Raw genomic sequence first — 21,984 nt, 5'->3', positions numbered from 1 at the left:
ACTTTAGCAGATTATCAAAAGAGCAGCAATTAGAGGTTATAAGCAGAACTTTCCATAAGAGTATATAGAAAATAAGGCTATAAGAATTAAATTTTAGTTCTTGTAGCCTTTACCTATATAATTGATTTTTGTAATAATAGCATAATAGCTATATATGGCACAATCAAAAAATAATAAGTCCATCTGCCAAGCTTATTTTTCATCAAGGCATCTTGGGCTTGTTACTTTCTTTTATGTGTCTAAGATTCCTAAGTATATCAATTTGCAATTAGTATATTTTTAGAACCTTTACATTGTAACTACTCTTGAATAGAGAAATTATCTTTGTTAAAAGAACAGATGGGACAAACCCAATAATCTGGCAAATCATCAAAATCTACATGAGGAGGTATTCCGCCATCAGGATCTCCGACTTCAGGATCATAAATATACCCACATACTTCACAAACATATTTTTCCATTTCATCACCTCATTTATTATTTAAACAAGAGTAAAATAATGAAACAAAATAAGGGAATTTTGTAACCAAATATAGAAGTATTTAAAATAAATAATAGTTAATTCTATTAATTATATTACAGTATATGATGATGTCTTTAAGGTGTTAATGATAAAAAATATATTTTTATTTTAAAGTCTTGAATTAGCCTTTTTAAGAAGATCAGAAAAATAACCTTTTGGAAAATATCCTTTTTTTAAACCTTCTATAACTGTCAAATAAGTTGCAGTAGTATCAAACCTAGCATCATGATAATTTCCACTACCCTCAAACAGCTTTTCAGAGGTTTCAACAATTTTGCTGTTAGGAATATTAAGCCAATCAATTACCTCTGATAATTTTGGATTCTTAATTTCCCCATTAGCTTTTGGAATCTTGCAGATGTCTCTATAGTAAGCCATTGTACAGAATATATTTTTAGGCGTAAAATCTTCTCCTAAAGATAGTAATTCATGCTTTAAAAATCTAACATCGAAATTTACATTATGTCCAATTAAAAAATCTGAATTAACAAAATCATCGATGAATTCAGGGACTAAATCCTCAAAATATTGACCATTTGACAAATCATAAAGTTTTTCTAAAGAAAAACCATGAATTTCTTCAGCAGATGGGTCCATTTCCTCAACTGTAAAGAAAAAGTTCTTTCCAGTGGTTACCTGTGGTTTTACACTAGCATCAACAGTTATATAACTTAATTGACAAATGCTGCCCGGTTTTATACTAGTAGTTTCTGTATCGAAAAATAATAATTTCATTAAGTGTACCTCCATCTTGTGCATATAGGCATTTAATGCAATGAGTTTAAAATGCCTGAATAATAAATTATCATTAAGTTACTAAATTTAATTATATAGTATTTACGAAAAAATTCAAATAAGTTATAATTAATAGTAAGAATTACTATTAATTAATATAAATAGAATTTTAGTGATATAATAATTAAATGAATAAATAAAAATTTTTTGATTTGGAAAGAATAAATCAACGAAGTCATCTAGAGGAGGAACGTAAAATGGTTGAAAGAAGACGTAAGATATCAGTTATTGGAGCAGGGTTTGTAGGAGCAACAACAGCTTATGCGTTAATGAATAGTGGAGTAGCTACAGAAATATGTTTATTTGATATAAATATGGATAAGGCAATGGGGGAGGTTATGGACCTCGTTCATGGAACATCCTTTGTTAAACCAGTCAGTATTTATGCAGGAAGTATTGAAGAGACAAAAGACTCAGACATAGTAATAATTACAGCAGGAGCGGCACAAAAAGAAGGCGAAACCAGATTAGACTTGATTGAAAAAAATTATAATATTTTCAAAGGTTTTGTACCACAAATTGCAGCAGCGAGTCCAAATGCAATCTTACTAGTTGTATCAAATCCATGTGATGTATTAGCATATATAACTTATAAATTATCAGGGTTTCCTAAAGAAAGGGTTATTGCATCAGGAACTGTTTTAGATACCTCAAGATTAAAATATGTTATTGGCAAATACTTTAATGTAAATAATAATAATATTCATGCATATGTTTTAGGAGAACATGGCGATAGTGAAGTTGTAAGCTGGAGTACTGCAAGCATAGCTGGTGGAAGCTTTGAAGAATATGCTAAAAAGTTTAATTTAGAATGGGATAATGATGTAAAAGCAGTAATTGAAAGTGATGTTAAAAATGCTGCTTACGAAATAATAAGCAGAAAAAATGCAACTTATTTTGCAGTTGCATTAGCTGTAAATAGAATAGTTGAGGCTATATTAAGAGATGAAAATACAATATTAACTGTATCTTGCTTAATGCAAGGAGAATATGGAATAGATGATGTATATTTAGCTGTACCAGCAATTATAAATAGTACTGGAGTTGTAAGAATAGTAAACCCAGTACTAAATGATGAAAATGAACTAAAAAGATTAAAAGAATCAGCAACAGTACTAAAAGAACACATCCACAAAATAATTAACAAAGATATCTAGCATGCAAACTAGACTCAAGCATGTATCAACCAAAATTATATAAATGTTTATTCCATGGAACTATGAAAATTTCGCTGAAAGCACTAAATGCCGGATTGTACCCACTTATGCTTGCTCCAAATTTATTTTGACAAGCATAAATGGAACAATCCGGCATTAAGTGCTTTAGCAGCTTATTTTCAAATGTCCATTTCATAAACATTTATATAATTTCTTTGTTTGGATAGATGCTTAAGTCTAGTGGATGCTATATATTAGTTCATTCCGTTGAAACTTATTTCTCCTGTGAGGACTGCTTTTTCATGTCCATTACTGTCTTTAACGATGAGATCTCCTGTATCTGAAAGAGAAATACATGTTACAATTTCTTCTTTATTATATGTAATTAATTTTGCTTGTTTTCCCAAAATATTAGAATTATCCCTGCAAATAGAAATTGTTTCAGAGAGATCTAAATTGTCTATAAATTTGTAATATAGTTCTTCAAAATGACTTAAAAATTCGGAAAGAATTTCGCTTCTTTTAAATTCGTTCTTACATTCAACTTTTAATGAAGTAGCAGTAGATTTTATGCTTTCATCAAAATCATTTTTGTCTATATTAATATTCATTCCTATGCCTAAAACTAAATAGTGAACGCTATCCATATCACATTTCATTTCAGCTAATATCCCGCATAATTTTCTGTTATTTAAGAGAATATCGTTAGGCCATTTAATAGTTGCATTTATATTAAACTTTTTTAATGTCTTGTAAACAGAAGCAGCAGCAATTTGAGTTATCTTTGGTGCTTCGGTTGGAGGGATAGTTGGTCTCAATATTAAGGTAAACCAAAGCCCGCCAGAGGGAGAAACCCATTTTCTGTTAAAACGACCGCTGCCAAGGGTTTGCTTTTCAGCAATAACTATAGTACCATTTTCTGCATCTTTTTGTGCAAGTTCCTTTGCTTTAATATTTGTAGAATCTATATTATCAAAATAAATTATATTTCGGCCAATTTTAGATGTTTTTATCATAGGCAAAAGTTCAGTTTTATTTAATAAATCCGGGTAAGTAATTAATTTATAACCTTTATTTGAAATTCCTTCTATTATATATCCCTTTGATTTCAAATTTTTAATATGCTTCCATATTGCAGTTCTTGAAACATTTAAAGTCGAACTTAAGTATTCACCAGAAACATAATTTTCAGATTTCTTTAATTCATTTAAAATTTTTTCTTCCATAAAACGACTACCTCCTAAGTGTAATTATAACATAATAGGATTTAAAGAAAAAATTTAATTTGGCATTAGAATAAAATGATGGAAAAATGAAATTATTGTAATTTAAAATAAAATAATATATAATAAAGTTTGGCGTAATTTAAAATATGATAGCGAATGTAAGCATTTTTAGAGAGGATAATAAAATGAATACAAATAAAAATAATAAAAATATAAATCCAAAATCTAAAGTGAAAATAAAAAAAGGAAAGAAAAATAGAAAGAAAATAAATATTAAAACATTACTTATTTTTTTAGCTTTTGAAATGTTGTTCACAGCATGTACTTTTCCTTTTATGATTTTATATGGACCGTTTGACAATGCAAAATCTACATATGTTGGAGCAGCAATGACTTCAATGAGTCATCAGTACTTGGTTAAATGGTTTATGTCTGATGCTAAAATAGCAGAAATTCAAGGGCAGAATTCAGTTGAAACAAATGGGGAGAAAACAGATTTATCTCAAATAAATATCCCTAAAATTAAAGATAATACTATAGAAATTCATACAATTGAGGGTAATTCAAAATATAATGGTTATTACATGGTTGTAAAAGATCCATCAAGAGTTAAGATTGGAGTTACTTCTAAACCAGGAGTAGAAGGTGAAACAACCTCTCAAATTGCTGAGGAGAATGGAGCTGTTGCAGCTATTAATGGTGGAGGATTTGTAGATCAATCTTCAACACAATCATGGACCGGAAATGGTGGATTACCAACGGGTGTAGTTATGACAGGAGGACAAGTTGTCCATGATGATCTAGATGGTAAGCCAACAACATGTCTAGGCATAACTAAGGAAGGTAAAATGATGGTTGGTGATTACACAGTAAATGAATTAAAAGAACAAGGAGTTCAGGAAGCTGTTAGTTTTACACCTGCACTAATCATAGGTGGTAAGAAGTTAACAATAAATGGAGATGGTGGTTTTGGAATTGCCCCTAAAACTGCAATAGGGCAAAGACAAGATGGAGCTATAATTCTTATGGTTATTGATGGAAGAGAAATAGGAAGCTTTGGTGCTACAGTTAAAGAAGTGCAAGAAATCATGTATCAATTGGGTGCTATTAATGCAATCAACTTAGATGGAGGAAAATCAACAACAATGTATTATGATGGGGATATAATTAATAAGCCATCAAACAGCATGGGTGAAAGAACTATTGCTACAGCAATTATTGTTAAATAAACAGAAGGTGGGATCAGGTTATGAAGGTGTTTAAAAAGGTAATTGCCTGGGCAATGTTATCTATAATACTACAAGTTGGCGTCTTATATTTTTTAAATAACGTTGTATTTAAGCATACATCAGAATTTAAAAGCAATATATTAGATTTAAAAAAAGACAACACAAAAGATATTAAGGCATCTATTTCAGCAAAAGCTGAAAATATTAACATATCATATAATGGTAAATATTTAAGTTATAAAGAAGATGATAATTTATTTTTAGAAGATACTAAAACTGGCAAAAGCACTCAGATTACAACTCAAGATAAAGGAACTATTCTGTATTATGACTGGCTTCCAGAAAGAGATATTTTAGTAATAGCAGAAAAGGTTGAAAAAAGTGGTAAATCTAAAATTCAAATTATAACATATAATGCAGTTAATGAGACGGAAACTCTTGTTAAGGAAATGTGTACATATCAGGATAATATGAAGATTAAAAAAATAAGTGCTTCAATTTTTACAGGAGTATATTATGTGGATATAGATAAAGGTGGATCAAAGGATACAGTCTACAGAATAGATAGAAATAATGATATGCAGGAAGTTAACCTCAAAACATATATTTTGGGTAATATACAGGTTATTCCTCATGCGGATAGATTGATTTATGCAGATAAAATAAAAGGAACATTTTACGTTACTTCACCAAATAAACAGCTAAATTTTAATTCAAATAAGAAATTGACTCTTTTAGGAATTGATAGAAACGATGTGGTATATATGGGAGAACTTAATGGAGATAAAATAACAAACATAACTTATGGTAAAGTTGATGAGGATACTTCAACTTGGAAAAAAGTCGCACTAGACTCTGTTGTAAATTCTGACGATATATATTTTAATAATAAGAGCGAAATTTTGGTTAATGACAATCTTAAAGGAAGCGTGAAGAACTTAACTTCAGGAAGTGAAGTTGAATATGAAGGAAAGCTTATTCAAATTAAAGAAGGTTTTATAGCTACAGTTGATAATGATGGAAAATTAGTCTATAAGAATTTAAATACAAAATAAATATTTTTGGAGGATATTCGATTAAAATAGTGATTGAATATCCTTTATTTATAATATAATTTATACGATAATAATGCAAAAAATAGATTCTAACGTATAAAGTTAGAATTTAGTGTTTATAATGTTAAATTTAATGTCATAGAGAATAAAATTAAAAAAATATTGTATTAATACTTGGTAAATATGGTATAATACAAGACATGTATAGGAAAAGAGGAGGAAAATATGGGTTCACTATTTAATATACAACAAATAATATATGATAGGATTATAATGATTCCAGCAATACTAATCGCGTTTACTTTTCATGAATACGCACATGCATTAGTAGCTGATAAATTAGGAGATAAGACGCCGAGGTTTCAAGGGAGATTAAGTTTAAATCCAATTACTCATATTGATCCATTAGGATTTATTATGGTTTTGCTTTTTAGATTTGGATGGGCAAAGCCTGTACAAACAAATCCGTCGGCGTTTAAAAATTATCATAGGGATCATTTAAAAGTTAGTTTGGCAGGGCCGATTGCAAACTTTTTAATATCTATAGTAGCTATGTTAGTATTGGTGCTCTATGTAAGATTTCTGAATGGACTACCAACAGCGCTGAATACAGTATTACATCAAATGATAAGAGAGGTACTTGAACTTAATGTGTTTTTAGGAATATTTAATTTACTTCCAGTTCCACCTTTGGACGGATTTAGTCTCTTGAGAGATTTAAATCCAAAGACTTTCTATAAATATGAAGGAGTATTTTATCAATACCAAATGATAATAATGTTAGTTTTAATATACGTTGGAGGAGCGATAATCCAAGTACCAGCAAATATTATAATAAATATGTTGTATAGACTTGGTAATATGTTACTATATATTTTATAATATTAAACTAGATTGAAGAATTATATAAAAATCACTGAGTTGACAAATAAATATATAATTTGTATAATATATTATCATTAATATAGAAAATTCTGTGAAGAGGAAAGTAGTTTAATTAATTCCTTAAGCGAATAGGGGAACGGTGTAAGCCCTATGGATAGATTAATATGAAGAGAGCCTTGGAGAAGTCACCTGAAATAGATAGAGAAAAGATAAATTATAGATATTATCTTTTTATATTTTGAGTAAGGAGGATCGCAAGAAATTTGCGTTAAAAGTTAAGGGGTATCTTATTTATATAAGATACAATTAGAGTGGTACCGCGGATAGTTCGTCTCTTATTTAAGAGAGGAGCTTTTTTTCTTTGTATAATAATATATTTTCTTAAATTAATATAAATACATTTACCACAAAAAGTTAAAAATAATTATTAGTCCTATAATAAAATAGTTTGCTAAAAATCTTACAGGATAGTTCCTGTTGAATTTAGATAATAATATTTGACCAAAATCAAGGAGGATATTTATGGATTACAAAAATAAGGTTGCAGAATTAATAAAAGCTCATGTGGAATTAGATATTGAAACTATAGAAAATCTAATTGAAATACCACCAAAGCCAGAAATGGGAGATTATGCTTTTCCATGTTTTCAATTATCTAAAGTTATGAGAAAGGCTCCTAATATGATAGCAGAGGAATTGAAGAATTCTATTCCGGCTGAAGGCTTTGAAAAAATTGAAAATTTAGGACCATACCTTAATTTCTTCGTTGATAAAGGGGTATTTGCAGAAAATACAATTGAAAAAGTTTTAGAAGATGGAGATAGCTATGGATCATCTAATGTGGGAGAAGGAAAAACTGTCTGTGTTGAATACTCTTCACCTAATATAGCTAAGCCTTTCCATGTAGGACACTTATTTACTACAGCTATAGGAAATGCTTTATATAAAATGTTTAAGAAGGAAGGCTATAATACAGTTGGTTTAAACCACTTAGGAGACTGGGGAACTCAATTTGGCAAGCTTATCTCTGCCTATGATAGATGGGTAGATGAAGAGGCTTTAGAAAAAGCTCCAATTGATGAATTGCTTAGAATATATGTGAAATTCCATGAAGAAGCAGAAAAGGATCCAGCTTTAGAAGATGAAGCAAGAGCTAATTTTAAAGCATTGGAAACTGGTGATGAAAAAGCTACAGCTCTTTGGACTAGATTTAGAGAATTAAGTTTAAAGGAATTTGAAAGAGTATATGATATTTTAGGTGTAAAATTTGATTCTTTAGCTGGTGAAGCATTTTATAATGACAAGATGGACGTTGTTGTCAATGAGTTAAGAGAAAAAGGTCTTTTAGTGGAAAGTAACGGAGCTCAAGTTGTTATGCTTGAAGATTATAATATGCCTCCATGTATAGTGCTTAAAGGTGATGGTGCCTCAATATATGCAACGAGAGATCTTGCTGCTGCTATGTATAGAAAGAAGACTTATGATTTTCACAAGTGTGTTTATGTAGTTGGAACTCCACAAGCATTACATTTTAAGCAAGTATTTAAGGTATTAGAACTTGCAGGACATGACTGGGCAAAAGATTGTGTACACGTGGGGTTTGGGTTAGTTAAATTTGCGGATAGAAAGCTTTCAACAAGAAATGGATCAATTGTTTTACTAGACGATTTGCTTCGTGAAGCAGTTGAAAAGACTAAAGAAGTTATTAATGAAAAGAATCCAGAACTTGAAAATAAAGAGGAAGTTGCAAAGAAAATTGGTGTAGGAGCAGTAGTTTTCACTTATCTTAAGAATTCAAGAGAAAAGGATATTGTTTTCGATTGGAAGGAAATATTATCATTCGATGGAGAAACTGGTCCATATGTTCAATATTCATATGCAAGAGGAAACAGTATATTAAACAGAGGAAATGGATGCAATGGAACTGTTGATTATAGTAAATTAGCTTCAAAAGAGGAGTTTGAATTAGTTAAGAGCTTAGCTAATTTTAATAATGTAATAACTTTAGCTTTGGATAAATTAGAACCATCAATATTAACAAGATATGTAATAGAAGTTGCAAAGGGATTTAATAAGTTCTATAATGCACATTCTGTATTAAATTTAGAAGATGAAGGCTTAAAAGCTACTAGATTAAATTTAGTTAAAGCAAGCCTTCAAGTAATAAAGAACGGTTTAGAATTACTAGGAATAGATGTAGTAGAAAAAATGTAAAGATACCCTAGACTTAAGATATATATCAACCGAAATTATATAAATGTCCATTTCACAAACATTTATATAATTTCTTTGTTTAGATATATATCTTAAATCAAGTGTAGTTAGACATTTTAAATAATTGAATTTAATCTATAACTATATTATAGATCTTTATTTCGCTTTTCAGAAATATACCGTAACGTTAAAAATGAATGTATGGTATAATTAGGCATATGAATAATTTACAGGAGAGGATCTGGAATAAATTGTTTATTAACAAAAATATTAAGTATAGAGATATATTGATATTTGCACTAATAGGAGTAATTGGTTACAAGCTTATAGATAATTATGATTACTTTTTTGATATTGTTAAAAAGATATTATCAATTATGACTCCATTCATATATGCTATGATTTGTGCTTATATATTAAATCCAATAGTGAGTTTTTTTGAAAAGCGTCTAAAAATAAAAAAAGTATTAGCCATAGGAGTTACATATTTCATAATTATTGCTTTAATATTTATAGTGTTATTTTTTACTATACCAAGTATAGTAGACAGTATATTAAAAATAACAGAAGAGATGCCTAAATATGTAGAAATGGTGCAAAAATGGGTAAATGCCATCCTTCAAAACGAGAGAGTAAAAGGGGCAATTATACAAGCGGGTCTTCTAAATAAATTTGAAGAAGCGTCTGGTCAAATTGGAAGTGTAACAATAAGTTTGCTACAAAATCTTGCAATGTATTTATTATCGTTTACATCAAATCTTCTTAATGTACTTTTAGGTTTTTTAATTTCAATTTATGTTTTAGCAGATAAGAATAAGCTTATTAGAGGTGCAAGAACTATTACATATATGATTTTTAAAGAGGAGAATGGAACTAAATTAATTGAACTTATTAGAACATATCATAAAATGATAGGAATTTATATTGGAATAAAAGCAATTGATTCTGCAATAATAGGGATTATAGCACTTTTTGGGCTAGTAATTGTAGGTGAACCATATGCGCCGTTAATTGCGTTAATTGGAGGAGTAACTAATATGATTCCTTACTTCGGTCCATTTATTGGTGAGATTGTTGGTGCTGCAGTCGCAATTTTTATTTCGCCTATGAAGGCTTTAATAGTATTTCTTGTGTTACTTTCTATTCATTTATTTGATGCGTGGTATCTTGATCCTAAACTTATCGGAAAGAGAGTTGGTATAAGTCCCTTGGGGATCATTTTAGGGGTAGCTATAGGCGGTGGAATTCTAGGTCCAATTGGTATGCTGTTGGGATCGCCTACAATGGCTACGATAAAAGTATATTATGAAAAAATATATAATAAATTTAAACAAAACAATCCAAACTTAGTTAGAAAAGAAAAATTAGATGATTCTAGTATCTAAAATCTGATGAAAAAGTAATTATAACTTATGTTAGGAGAATCATAATGGAAGAATTTTTTGAACTAATAAATAAACGTGAAAGTTGTAGAAAATACTTAAATAAGCCTGTTGAGAAGGAAAAATTAATTAAATGTATTGAAGCGGCAAGATTAGCTCCTTCAGCATGTAACAGTCAGCCATGGAACTTTATTATTGTGAACAATGAAGAACTGGTTCCAAAAGTTGCGAATTGTCTTCAGGATAAAATTATGAATAAATTTACTTCCGAATGTCCAGCGTTTATTGTTGTAGTGGAAGAGAGTGGAAATTTAACGTCTCGTGCTGGAGCCTTAATGAAACAACAAGATTATAGATCTGTTGATCTTGGAATAGCAACAGAACATATATGTTTGGCTGCAACTGCCCAAAATTTAGGTACATGCATTTTAGGGTGGTTTAATGAAAAAGAGCTTAAAAAATTGTTGAATATTAACAAATTGAAGAGAGTAAGGTTAGTGGTAGCAATAGGATACCCTGAGCATAATGATACGAGAAAGAAAGTAAGAAAAAGATTAAATGAAATTTCGATATTTATAGAATAAGCAATAATATTTTTAAAAACACTATCAATAGAAATTTTATTTGATAGTGTTTTTATTAATTATAGAAACTTTTAGAATTTAATAGTTAAAATTAACTTCACCTAGTATCTAATCTTTTCTGAATTATAAAAATAAAGTATAATAAATAAGTAAAAAAGGATGTGAGACAATGACAAGAGTAGGGGCTTTTTTTGATTTAGATGGTACTTTATACAGAGAAGGGTTAATAACAGAAGTCTTTAAAAAGATGGTTAAATATGAGATTATTGGGTCAGAAAGATGGTATAATGACTTAAGACCTTATTTTATGAAATGGGATAGAAGACAAGGTGATTATGATAATTACCTTTTAAAAATGATAGATATATATATCGAATCTATTAAAGGATTAGAAAGATATCAAATGGAATATATAGCTAGAAAAGTGGTAGAACATAAAGGTGATAGAGTATATACTTTTACAAGGGATAGAATAAAGTGGCATTTAGCTAATAAGCACACTTTAATTATAATATCAGGGTCTCCTTCAGAATTAGTAGGTGAAATGGCAAAAAAATATGGATTTACAGATTTTATAGGTGCAAAATACATTACAAATAATAATATGTATACAGGTGAAGTAATTCCGATGTGGGATAGTAAAAGTAAGGAAAAAGCTATTGATGATTTTGTTAACAAATATAATATTGATTTAAATGAAAGTTATGCCTATGGTGATACCGCAGGAGATTATACAATGTTTAAAAAAGTAAAACATCCTTACTGCATGAATCCAACAAAGGAACTTTTGCAAAAGGTATTGAAAGATAGAGAATTAATTAAAAGAGTTAATGTTATAGTTGAAAGAAAGGATGTAATATATAATCTAGACATCGAAGATATACAATTCTTATAGGAAAGAGTGGTACCGTGATTATTCGTGAAAATAAGGTGAATGTAGAAGAATATAGAGATGAATTTATGTTAAAGTCTCAAGATAAAGAGTATAGTCCTGAGGAAGTTATCTTCTTTGATCTTGAACATTATGTTTACAAAAAGCCCAAATGTATTGGAGTATTTGGAGCGTGTGAATATGATAAGAAAAATAATAGCATATTAGTTACTCAATATATGATTGAAGATAGAGATGAGGCAACGAATATTCTATATCTTGCAAGGGACTATTTTATGAAAATGAAACAAAAAGGAAAAAAGGCAATAATCACTTTTTCAGGTAACAATGATTTTACAGTTATAAATTATCTTTTTAAAGAGAATGGTATATATTATGATTTTAGCGAAGAATTCGATTCAATAGACATCCAAAAAGAGTATGAAAAATATAAGAAATTATCTATCGGTCTTAAGAAATTAGAGAAGGTTTTTGATATTGTAAGAGAAGGCGAGGTTATTAGCGGTTCTAATTTAGCTAAGACCTTCCATAAGGTTATGAAAGATAGAAGTTATTTTAAAAGAATGCCTGAGGAAAAGATAGAAAAAATTCTTCTTTATAATGAGCAAGATGTTATAAATTTATATTATATTTATGTAAATTGGAAAAAATATATTTTTGAAGACATTATAATAGAAGATCATATATTTGAATCGGAGGCCTTGGAAGAAAACTTTGAAGAAGAAGTTCTTCAAGAGTTAGATGATTATAATGATGCTAAAGAAGATACAGAAGAAATATTAGAGGATGATTTAGATCAAGATTATTAAGGCACAATTAAAAAATAACTATGGTATTTTAGAGTTGTTATTTTCTTTCATGTGCCAAATAGAAAGTAATATTGAAAGTTTTTTATTGATAAAAAAGTCTATCTTTTCATATAAATTTGAGAAGATAGATTGTTTTTTTATTTTCTAGTAATTTTTGAACCGTCAGAAGATAATACTATTGATCCATCTTTATCAGTTCGAAATATAGTTACCTTATTTTTAGTTAAGTTATTAAGTGTTTCGTCATTAGGATGATTATAAGTATTATCCTGCCCTACAGAAATTATTCCAATTGAAGGATTTACTTTAGCTAAAAAATTAGGCGATGTAGAGGTAGATGAGCCGTGATGGCCAACTTTAAGCACGTCAGCACTAATGTCTTCATTATTATCAAGTATTTCTTTTTCAACATCTTTTTGAGCGTCCCCAGTAAATAAGAAAGAAGTCTTTCCGTATTCTATTTTAATAATAGGAGAATAGTTATTTAAATCTTCATAGTAATCCTTGGTAGGAGAAAAGACTGTTATTTTAGTATTTTCACCTAAATTTATTGAATTAGTTCCCTTTTTTATAACATTAATTTTTAAACTTTTACTTTTTAAAGCATCAATCATCTCTTCAAAGGTCTTGGTTGTAGATTGAACCTTTGGTGCATAAAATGATAAAACAGGATATTTGTTTATGACATCAGCCATATTACCAATATGATCTTCATGAGGGTGAGTTGCAATTATATAATCTAATTTATCTAAATTTAATTTAGATAAGTAATTTAAAAATTTACGCTTATCAGATTTAGGACCAGAATCAATAAGTAAGTTTGTATTATTTACCTGAATAAGTATAGAATCTCCCTGGCCTACATCAATATAATGGACATACATTTTATTTGGATCAAGTATAATGTTCTTATTGGAATGAATTGATAAGTATCTGCAGCTTATGATAACAACAGAAAAAATTATAATAAATAAAAATACAAATATTAATAAAAATTTTTTCCTAGAGTTAAAGCATTTAAACATATATTGTATATTTCTCCTTAATTGAAAAACTTATGTTAATATTATTACCAATTTCATCCTAAAACTATATGATATCAAAAAATAATGTATATTATTAAATACGAATGAATTCGTAAAAAATTAAAGTAATATTCATAAAATGTACAAATTTTGCTTATGTTAATGTAATGAGAATAAAGTTGGAATAATCTGATTTGTAATCTATTACATATAAGTTTACACTAAATAATATATTGCTATATTTTTCAAAGTGATTGATAAATGAAAAAATACTTTATTGAATATTGCAAAAAGTATGGTATAATTATTTTAATGTGTGGAATTTGAAGAAAAAATGCAATATTTAAGTTTGTAAAAATTCATGTGGGGGTAGAAAAATGAAAAAAGAATTTTCTATGAGTAATGACAAAGTAATGATAAACTTCACAGCGAAGTACTGTAATACCTTTGAATCAATTTTAGAAAGTGATGGATTTAGACGAATTTTAGAGGTTTATTTAAGAAGAGCAAAAAAGAAAAATTCAATATCCTATAGATATTTTAATGATTCATTTAATACAGATAGTTTAATAGATATTAGAAGGGAATTAACTCAAATCATAAAATATCTAACTGTTATGACTGTAGAAGAAGTAATAGAAATAAGAGAGTCCTATGCACAACTATTAGAAGATAGAGATAAATTTATAATGTTTATAGAGGATTTCTATTTATTCTGGAGAAGACTTGAGAGATATACTATAGTTCATAGATACAAGATTCAACAAGGTTTAGCAGCAGTAAGTTTTACAGAAGCAAATGCTAATTTTTCAACACTAATTTTAAAATTATATAGAAAGATTGAAAAGCATGTTGTTGGTTACCAACCAAAGGTATATAGACAAATACCTGCAGGAGGGAATGCGTGTATTATGATTCATGAAATGGAATGGGTAAGACCAAATGGTTATGAGTTACTTGAGGACGTTCCATTTATTGATCATATTCTTTTAGAGACACCGTTTATTACTTATCCTAAGAAAAATACAAGAGATGGTATGTTTACTGAAATTAAATACAATCCTTTAAAGTATGCCCAAATAAATAAAGAACATTGGTTCTGCTATCCAGCCAAAATAGGTGGATTACTTACATTTATTTATTTCCATAGAGATTTTATGGAACATGGAATAACTTTATGTAATTTATTTGAAATGGCTAGAAGTGAGGAAACAAGGGGAAGAAAACCTGATATTATATATGTATTTGGTGCAAAGGATGAAGATGATGACTTAAAAACAGTATTCTTCGATGATATTGAAAATGATATAATGTTAGGTTATGTAAATCATTCAGAAAAAATCGATTATTTTGGTTATATAAAGAAGATGACACTAACTCTATATAATTTAATTATGATTAAAAGAGGCTTTTTACCAATACATGGATCAATGGTTAATATCGTACTAAAAAGTGGAGATGAAGCTAATGTTGTAATAATGGGAGATAGTGGAGCAGGAAAATCTGAAAGCTTGGAAGCTTTTAGAAGTTTAAGTGAAGATTATATTTCCGATATGACTATTGTTTTTGATGATATGGGTACATTTAAATTAGAAGATGGTGTGATTAAGGGATATGGAACTGAAATAGGGGCATTCGTTAGATTAGATGATTTAGATCAAGGATATGCTTTTAAGGAAATGGATAGAAGTATATTTATGAATCCCGATAAAGTCAATGCGAGACTTGTTGTTCCAGTAGCATCCTACAAAGAAATATCAAAGGGGCATTCGGTCGATTTCTTTTTCTATGCAAATAACTATGATAGCGTTAAGGATGGAGAAAAATACTTGAATTATTTTGAAACTCCAGAGGATGCAATTAAAGTATTTAAAGCTGGCGCTAGGATGGCTAAAGGAACTACTACTGAAAAGGGATTGGTAGAATCGTATTTTGCTAACCCATTTGGACCAGCTCAAAAACAATCTGAGACAGACGTTCTTATCGATAAATACTTTAAAGAAATGTTTGAAGGTGGTCAAGTTAAAATAGGTCAAATTAGAACTTGTTTGGGTGTAAAAGGTCAAGAAAAAGAAGGTCCAAGAAATGCAGCAATTGAGTTATTTGATGAAATAAAGAAAATGAAATAAAAAATTAAAAGGTTATAATAAAAAGGATTAAGGAGCAGTTTCTCCTTAATCCTTTTTAAACTTGTCCTTTAAAACTTGAAACAAATAGTTTAATTGTTTATATGACTTATTTGAAAAGTTTGATCGTAAATTTCTATGATTTAAAGTAAATTTAAATCTACCAAAAAGAGATTCAAAGTTTTTAAGTTTATCAACAGCTTTTCCTTTAGTAAAGTTAAACAGAGTGCTTGGTTTATCAATTAAAAAGTTTACTGGCACAAATTGAAAGCTATAAAACAATTTATCAAATTGTATCAAAGATAATATAGTTAAGCAAAAATCAATGATAAAGTAAACTATGGAAATAAAGATAAACATTTCACCTAGAGTTTTTGGTATATCCGAAATAAAATTGCTAACTATAGGATGTACTATTTTAATTATTATCACTTCACCAATGCCCCAAAGTAAAGAATAAGGTAAACATACCCTACCGTGTATGTTTAGCGGGTCATCGGTATAATCCCACCATTTAGTCTTAAAAGTTTTTTCTAAGATAAAACCAGTAATATATTCTAAAACTGTAGTGAAGAAAGCAGCTAAGAAAAATAAAGAAAAAATATTATCTTTATAGCTATCAAGGAATACTACAAGAAATACTACTCCAAAGCCATATATAGGACAAAATGGACCATACAAAAAGCCTCTGTTAACAAATCTGTGTTCGTTCTTAAAATAATATAAGACTTCAAGACACCATCCGCCAAAAGAATAAAGTGTAAAGAAATATATTATGTTGTACAAATTTAAACTTAATATTGTGCGCAAATATATACTTCCCCCCAGTAACAATTTGAATAAAAATAATTTACTATAATTATATATCAAAATGTAAACAATGAAAATTAATTTTATATTAAAAATTTCTTATTAGATTTTAAGAAATAAGTTATAAACTTATATATTAGGCACTGAGTATTATATATAAGTTCTTAAGATTAACCATCAGTTAATCTTAAGACATATGAAATTAAGTTTTTTATCTATAGAAAAAATCACAATATTCATCTATAGACATTTTAAATATAAGTTAACTAGCTCTATCTCTAACAAAAAATGAAATAGAATATAAGCTAGCAATTCCTACTAAACAATAAATAATTCGGGATAACGCTGAGAAAGTACCGAAAAGAGAATCAACTAAATTAAATTGAAAGAATCCAATTAATCCCCAGTTGATTCCACCTATAATTATTAATGCAAGTGAAATTGTGTTTAATAGTTTCATAAAAAACAACACTCCTTTCATAGTATACGTATAGTATGTATAAGAAGATGTGTTTTTATTCTATGTTTTACGCTATTATAATGAAATATTTCTATCAATAGGTTGAGATAAAGATACAAAAGTATCTGTTCGTTGTATTCCATCAATATTATTTATCTTATTTAATAAGACATCTTGTAAATCTGTAATATTAGAGCAAACTATTTTGGCAAACATAGAATAGTTACCAGTAGTTAAATGCAACTCTACAACCTCTTTTATAGTAGACATTTTGTCAAAAACAGCATTAAAAGATGAAGTCTTATCGACATATATACCAACAAAACAGCATACGTCATACCCTAGCTTTGGAAGATTTAAGATTATCCTAGATCCTTTAATTATGCCCATGTCTTCCATTTTCTTCATTCTTACATGGATTGTTCCTCCACTAACGTGACATATTCTTGCAATTTCTAAATAAGGAGTTCTGCAATCTTTTATTAATAAGTCAAGTATTTGTAAATCTAATTCATCTAAATGATTATTTGAGATTACTGTCATTATATCACCTCGTATTATTCATATAATATATTTTTTTATTTTATCAAATTTGTATAGAAATTTAAAGACATATCTATAAAATTGTTAAAAATATTTTGAAATATTAATATATTAATAAATTTTAATACTTTTTTCACAAAATATCAAATAATAAAATTTAAACGATTTAAAAGGGGTGCTTGATAATAATCTCTATATAAATTATCATTAACCATATAGATTTTTTATAGGAGGGCATTTGAATAGATGAATATTTTAACAACAGTTCTGTTATTTTTATTAACACTTGCTATCATATTAGGATTTAATGTAATATGTAGAAAATATGTATTTAATAAGCTACGTGTAAGTAAATGGATTCCTTTATCTATAGGTGTAATATTATTTGTAATTCAATATGTTTTGCAATATATTATGAATATAGTAAACATATATGTTACAGGTGGATTAACAATTCTTGCAGTACTTTTCTTTTTGTGGTTTATGGAGATTATGCAAACAGGCGGCCCTAAAAGAAAAGAAAAACAAATAGTAATAAAACCAAAGGCTAAGCCAAATAGAGTAAAGAAAAATAAATAAGATAAAAATAAGTAGAATGTATAACTTAAGTAAATGCATGTTTTATCGTACATTCTACTATTTTTATATTTTAAATTTATAACTATTGCTTTTTTCTTTATTTATAAATTTAAGTATCAAGGAAGAACTATATATACAGCTGTTTATTCTTTAAAAATTGGAGAACTAATAGCAATTTTATTATTATCTAATATTACTTTAATTATATACCATAATTCATTTTCGTTGGAATCATGATTATATAAGTATTTTACTTTATTTAAATTTAAGTCGGATATCTTTTTTATTACGGTTCCTCCAGAAGAAATAATATGAATTTCAGATATTTTATGAAGAGGATCATGAGCAAAAATTGTAAATTGCAGGTTGTCATTTTCTAAAGAGAGTATGTCACCCATAAAATCGTTATTTATAGTAAAATACATAATTAATGTCCTGGATTCAGTTGAATATGTGCGTCGATTTCTAAAAGCATCTATTAATGAGGTGGTTGAAAGTTCATCAGCAATTATGCAGGTTAAATTTTCATCATCGCCAAAATTTAGTCTATGATTATCCTGGCTATTTATAGCGCCAAGTTTCCAATTTTTATCGAGCAAATTATAATAGTGTTTTTCATATCTTAAATATTTATTTGGAGATGAACCATTTCCAACTTCTACTGAAGTAATTAGTTTATTGATAATAGGATTATATTCTAAGTATTCTATTGCTTTGTGGGGATGGTTGATTGAAATGAATGAATTTGGATTATTAAGCATCCAAAGAACTAATAATTGCATATTATTTACGGTACCAGTAAAGAATCTGTTGGAGTTTACAACATTTATATCTCCATAAGGATCGGTTTTACTTTCAAAGCCGATTAGTGCTAAGAAATTTTCATGTTTTTTATTATATCGTGCAGCTAAATATTTAGAGGCATCCCATTTACTTAATTCACTGCCTTTTAAGCGCACTGTTTTAGCTAAATAATTATTATGGTCTGTTAAGATTAGAAAATCTAGTCCATTATGTCTTGCATAATCGAAAGCTTCAATTGGTGTACCTCGTCCAGTTGAAAAACCACAATGAGCATGGGGAATACCATAATAGAAGTTTAGTTCATCTATGTTAAAGTTAGTTCTTGGTGATCTTTTTTTACCCAATATTAAAACCTCTAAAAATTATTTATAATATATATTATTAGATATGTGGGTAAAATAATGACAATAACTCAATGTAATGTTAAAATAACTTTAGGATTTTAATGGAGGAAATAACAATATGATTATAATTGGAGAATATAATAAACTAAAAGTAAGCAGAGAAGTTGATTTTGGATATTATCTTGAAGATAATTCTGGAGATGAAGTTTTGCTTCCAAATACTGCAGCTAAAGGTCATGATATAAAGGTGGGAGATAAATTAGAAGTATTTATCTATAGAGATTCGAAGGACAGATTGATTTCGACTCTAAAAAAGCCATTATTAACTGTTGGCAATATTGCCTATTTAGAGGTTGTAACCCAAAACGATATTGGAGCGTTCGTAAATTTTGGGCTTGAAAGAGATTTATTCGTTCCACTAAAAGAACAAGCTTTTAAGTTAAAAGAAGGAAAAAAATATTTATTTTATATGTATGTGGATAAAACAGATAGATTAGCAGCAACTACTAGAATACATCCATATTTAGATCTGGCGGAAGAAGGAAAATATAAAGTTTCTGATGAAGTAGAAGCAATAGTTTATGAGATTAATGAGAATGGAACTTTAAATGTAGCAATAGATGCCGAATATAGAGGATTAATACTAGCCAATGAGCATTTTGATTACATATATCCAGGACAGGTAATAAAGGCAAGAATTAAAAAAATTTATGAAGATGGAACTATTGGGATAACAACTAGAAAGAAAAGATTAGAGGCTAGAAGTGAATTGAGCGAAACAATACTTAAATATTTAAAAGAAAATGGAGGATTTATGCCATATAATGATAAATCGTCTCCAGAGGATATTAAAAGAGAATTTAACACAAGTAAAAATTACTTTAAGATGACATTAGGCGGGTTAATGAAAGAAAAACTAATTACACAAGATAAAGAGGGAACTAGACTTTTATAAGTTATAAGTGGCAAGTTATAAGTTTTATTAGGACTTTTAACTTGCCGCTTTTTTATATAATTTTAAATTTTATTGGACATCGTTTGATATTCTTGTACGGAATAATAAATTTTTAAGACTCTTCCAATTGAATGGGATTAGAGGATAGAAATACTTATCACCAGCTATTGTTTTAGTACTTGCCATTACTACAAAAATGAATATAATACCTCCTATAAATCCCCAGAAACCAAAAAATCCACAAAGCAATAATAAAAGCATTCTTGCAAATTTTAATGCAAAATTCATTTCAATGCTAGGCTGAGTGAAATCCCCAATTGTTACAATGGACATATACAATATAGATTGAGGAATAAACCAGCCAGTTTTTATTGCATATTCTCCAAGAATTAAACCTCCGATTAAAGACATAGCGCTTCCTAGTGGACTTGGTGTATTTAAGCCGGCTAACTTTAAGACATCTACTGCAAATTCTAGTAATATGAATTGCAATATTAAGGGTAAAGCAAAGTAATCTTGCGGTTTAATAAAATCAAAATAACTAGGTATAAATATATTACCGTTAACAATAAGCAAATAAACAGGAGTTAAAAATATTGTTGCAAGCATTACAAGATTTCTAACAATTCTTAAATAATTTCCTGTGAATAGTGGGAAATAATAGTCATTTACGTCTTGTGAGAAATCAAAAATACCGGTTGGAAGAATAATAACATTTGGAGAATTATCTACAATAACGATTATTTTTCCTTCAACTATATGTGCAGCAGCTACATCAGGTCTCTCAGTAAATCTCACCTTCGGAAATGGGTTAAGCCAGTTTTTTCTGCACATAATATCAACTAAACTTTGATCAGAAAGAGTTAAAGCATTTATATTAACTTCAGAAAAGCTTTTAACTATTAAATCATGAGCTTTTTTATCTGCAACACCATCTATATATGCAAGACATACGTCTGTTTTTGAGATATTACCAATTTGATGTATTTCAAAAACTAGTCGAGGATCTCTTATTCGCCTCCTAATGAAACCAGCATTAAATACTAATTTTTCTATGAAGCCGTCTCTTCCGCCCCTTAAGGTTTTTTCTTTTTCAGGTTTTGACGAATCTGAACCAGGATAAGTACGTAAATCTAAGAGTATAAATGAATCATAGCCATCAACAAACATTATTGTCTGACCAGATAATAATGCAATTAAAATTTTGTCCAAATCACTTTCGGTCTTAACAGATACATGTGAAACTTGATTATTAATAAAATCATCAATTGCTTTATATGAATTCATAGTTTCAGGTGGTATTTTAAAGAACTCTTTTAAGATTTCTTCCATGATACTATCTTTAATAAATCCGTTTAAAAAATATAAAACACAATTTCTTCCACCAACTATAAATTTTCTTTCAACAATATCAAAACTTTTATCTACTACCAAATTGGAATGAATTAAATCAATATTCCTTTGGCAATTATTTGTAACATTCAAAATATCTTACCTTCTCTCTGTAATGAAGTATTAGGCACATCAAACGAAATAACAAGTCCAAAATGCCATGATTATTTTTCATCAGGCAAGGAAGCAGATTGG

General features: G+C 28.4%; 22 protein-coding genes and 1 other annotated feature. Of the genes, 12 read left to right on the top strand and 10 right to left on the bottom strand.

Annotated elements, in window-relative coordinates:
* Positions 1-299 precede the first annotated feature (299 nt).
* The gene (locus COL3_RS26440; RefSeq protein ID WP_008425162.1) at positions 300-461 is read right to left on the bottom strand and encodes a rubredoxin; all 162 of its coding nucleotides are present in this window, start codon (positions 459-461) and stop codon (positions 300-302) included.
* Positions 462-631: 170 nt separating this feature from the next.
* A complete protein-coding gene (locus tag COL3_RS26435) occupies positions 632-1,258 on the bottom strand; it encodes a 3'-5' exonuclease (RefSeq protein ID WP_008425160.1) in 627 nt (208 codons plus the stop codon).
* Positions 1,259-1,515: 257 nt separating this feature from the next.
* Here COL3_RS26435 and COL3_RS26430 point away from each other — a divergent pair, with 257 nt between their 5' ends.
* Positions 1,516-2,475 (top strand): L-lactate dehydrogenase, encoded by a 960-nt coding sequence (locus COL3_RS26430; protein ID WP_008425158.1) that lies wholly within the window; start codon positions 1,516-1,518, stop codon positions 2,473-2,475.
* A 25-nt stretch (positions 2,476-2,500) separates the two neighbouring features.
* Here the strand turns inward: COL3_RS26430 and COL3_RS29040 are convergent, their stop codons facing one another.
* Both COL3_RS29040 and COL3_RS26425 read right to left on the bottom strand, forming a co-directional pair.
* Complete coding sequence (locus COL3_RS29040; protein ID WP_180277997.1) at positions 2,501-2,677, bottom strand: hypothetical protein; 177 nt, start codon at positions 2,675-2,677, stop codon at positions 2,501-2,503.
* 52 nt (positions 2,678-2,729) lie between these two features.
* On the bottom strand, positions 2,730-3,701 hold the full coding sequence (locus COL3_RS26425) for a biotin--[acetyl-CoA-carboxylase] ligase (RefSeq protein ID WP_008425155.1): 972 nt from the start codon (positions 3,699-3,701) through the stop codon (positions 2,730-2,732).
* Positions 3,702-3,886: 185 nt separating this feature from the next.
* Between COL3_RS26425 and COL3_RS26420 the strand changes: the two genes are divergently transcribed.
* From COL3_RS26420 to COL3_RS26385, 8 genes are all read left to right on the top strand, one after another.
* Entirely contained in the window at positions 3,887-4,930 is a 1,044-nt protein-coding gene (locus COL3_RS26420; protein ID WP_008425153.1) for a phosphodiester glycosidase family protein, read from the top strand.
* Positions 4,931-4,950: 20 nt separating this feature from the next.
* Positions 4,951-5,985: a DPP IV N-terminal domain-containing protein gene (locus tag COL3_RS26415; RefSeq protein ID WP_008425150.1), complete on the top strand. Its 1,035-nt coding sequence runs from the start codon at positions 4,951-4,953 to the stop codon at positions 5,983-5,985.
* Between the two features lie 225 nt (positions 5,986-6,210).
* Complete coding sequence (locus COL3_RS26410; protein WP_008425148.1) at positions 6,211-6,867, top strand: site-2 protease family protein; 657 nt, start codon at positions 6,211-6,213, stop codon at positions 6,865-6,867.
* 85 nt (positions 6,868-6,952) lie between these two features.
* Positions 6,953-7,209, top strand: a binding site (T-box leader).
* 183 nt (positions 7,210-7,392) lie between these two features.
* Positions 7,393-9,084 (top strand): arginine--tRNA ligase, encoded by a 1,692-nt coding sequence (gene argS, locus COL3_RS26405; RefSeq protein ID WP_008425146.1) that lies wholly within the window; start codon positions 7,393-7,395, stop codon positions 9,082-9,084.
* Positions 9,085-9,335: 251 nt separating this feature from the next.
* On the top strand, positions 9,336-10,469 hold the full coding sequence (locus COL3_RS26400) for an AI-2E family transporter (protein WP_008425144.1): 1,134 nt from the start codon (positions 9,336-9,338) through the stop codon (positions 10,467-10,469).
* 44 nt (positions 10,470-10,513) lie between these two features.
* Positions 10,514-11,050, top strand: a complete 537-nt coding sequence (locus tag COL3_RS26395) for a nitroreductase family protein (RefSeq protein WP_008425143.1) — start codon at positions 10,514-10,516, stop codon at positions 11,048-11,050.
* Positions 11,051-11,219: 169 nt separating this feature from the next.
* Entirely contained in the window at positions 11,220-11,945 is a 726-nt protein-coding gene (locus COL3_RS26390; protein WP_008425141.1) for an HAD-IB family hydrolase, read from the top strand.
* A 14-nt stretch (positions 11,946-11,959) separates the two neighbouring features.
* The gene (locus COL3_RS26385; protein ID WP_008425139.1) at positions 11,960-12,751 is read left to right on the top strand and encodes a ribonuclease H-like domain-containing protein; all 792 of its coding nucleotides are present in this window, start codon (positions 11,960-11,962) and stop codon (positions 12,749-12,751) included.
* A gap of 137 nt (positions 12,752-12,888) precedes the next feature.
* Here the strand turns inward: COL3_RS26385 and COL3_RS26380 are convergent, their stop codons facing one another.
* Positions 12,889-13,776, bottom strand: a complete 888-nt coding sequence (locus COL3_RS26380; protein ID WP_008425138.1) for a ComEC/Rec2 family competence protein — start codon at positions 13,774-13,776, stop codon at positions 12,889-12,891.
* A 377-nt stretch (positions 13,777-14,153) separates the two neighbouring features.
* Between COL3_RS26380 and COL3_RS26375 the strand changes: the two genes are divergently transcribed.
* A complete protein-coding gene (locus tag COL3_RS26375; protein ID WP_008425136.1) occupies positions 14,154-15,905 on the top strand; it encodes a hypothetical protein in 1,752 nt (583 codons plus the stop codon).
* Positions 15,906-15,950: 45 nt separating this feature from the next.
* Here COL3_RS26375 and COL3_RS26370 read toward each other — a convergent pair whose 3' ends face one another.
* The 3 genes from COL3_RS26370 to COL3_RS26360 form a co-directional block, all read right to left on the bottom strand.
* Entirely contained in the window at positions 15,951-16,712 is a 762-nt protein-coding gene (locus tag COL3_RS26370) for a putative ABC transporter permease (protein WP_008425134.1), read from the bottom strand.
* Positions 16,713-16,974: 262 nt separating this feature from the next.
* The gene (locus COL3_RS26365; protein WP_008425132.1) at positions 16,975-17,172 is read right to left on the bottom strand and encodes a DUF378 domain-containing protein; all 198 of its coding nucleotides are present in this window, start codon (positions 17,170-17,172) and stop codon (positions 16,975-16,977) included.
* A 75-nt stretch (positions 17,173-17,247) separates the two neighbouring features.
* On the bottom strand, positions 17,248-17,715 hold the full coding sequence (locus COL3_RS26360) for an Lrp/AsnC ligand binding domain-containing protein (protein ID WP_008425129.1): 468 nt from the start codon (positions 17,713-17,715) through the stop codon (positions 17,248-17,250).
* Between the two features lie 246 nt (positions 17,716-17,961).
* On the opposite strand from COL3_RS26360, the gene COL3_RS26355 reads away from it, so the two are divergent.
* Positions 17,962-18,294: a hypothetical protein gene (locus COL3_RS26355; protein ID WP_008425128.1), complete on the top strand. Its 333-nt coding sequence runs from the start codon at positions 17,962-17,964 to the stop codon at positions 18,292-18,294.
* 143 nt (positions 18,295-18,437) lie between these two features.
* Here the strand turns inward: COL3_RS26355 and COL3_RS26350 are convergent, their stop codons facing one another.
* Positions 18,438-19,442: a histidinol-phosphatase gene (locus tag COL3_RS26350; RefSeq protein WP_008425125.1), complete on the bottom strand. Its 1,005-nt coding sequence runs from the start codon at positions 19,440-19,442 to the stop codon at positions 18,438-18,440.
* A gap of 118 nt (positions 19,443-19,560) precedes the next feature.
* Here COL3_RS26350 and COL3_RS26345 point away from each other — a divergent pair, with 118 nt between their 5' ends.
* A complete protein-coding gene (locus COL3_RS26345; RefSeq protein ID WP_008425124.1) occupies positions 19,561-20,397 on the top strand; it encodes a S1-like domain-containing RNA-binding protein in 837 nt (278 codons plus the stop codon).
* A 69-nt stretch (positions 20,398-20,466) separates the two neighbouring features.
* Here the strand turns inward: COL3_RS26345 and COL3_RS26340 are convergent, their stop codons facing one another.
* Positions 20,467-21,882, bottom strand: coding sequence for a spore germination protein (locus COL3_RS26340; RefSeq protein ID WP_008425121.1), 1,416 nt, complete (start codon positions 21,880-21,882; stop codon positions 20,467-20,469).
* Positions 21,883-21,984: the final 102 nt, after the last annotated feature.

The organism is Clostridium sp. LS, from assembly GCF_002760435.1.
In the GTDB taxonomy this organism is placed as follows: Bacteria; Bacillota; Clostridia; order Clostridiales; family Clostridiaceae; genus Clostridium.
Note: the sequence above shows the minus strand (reverse complement) of the source record. Positions and strands in the feature narration are given on the sequence as shown.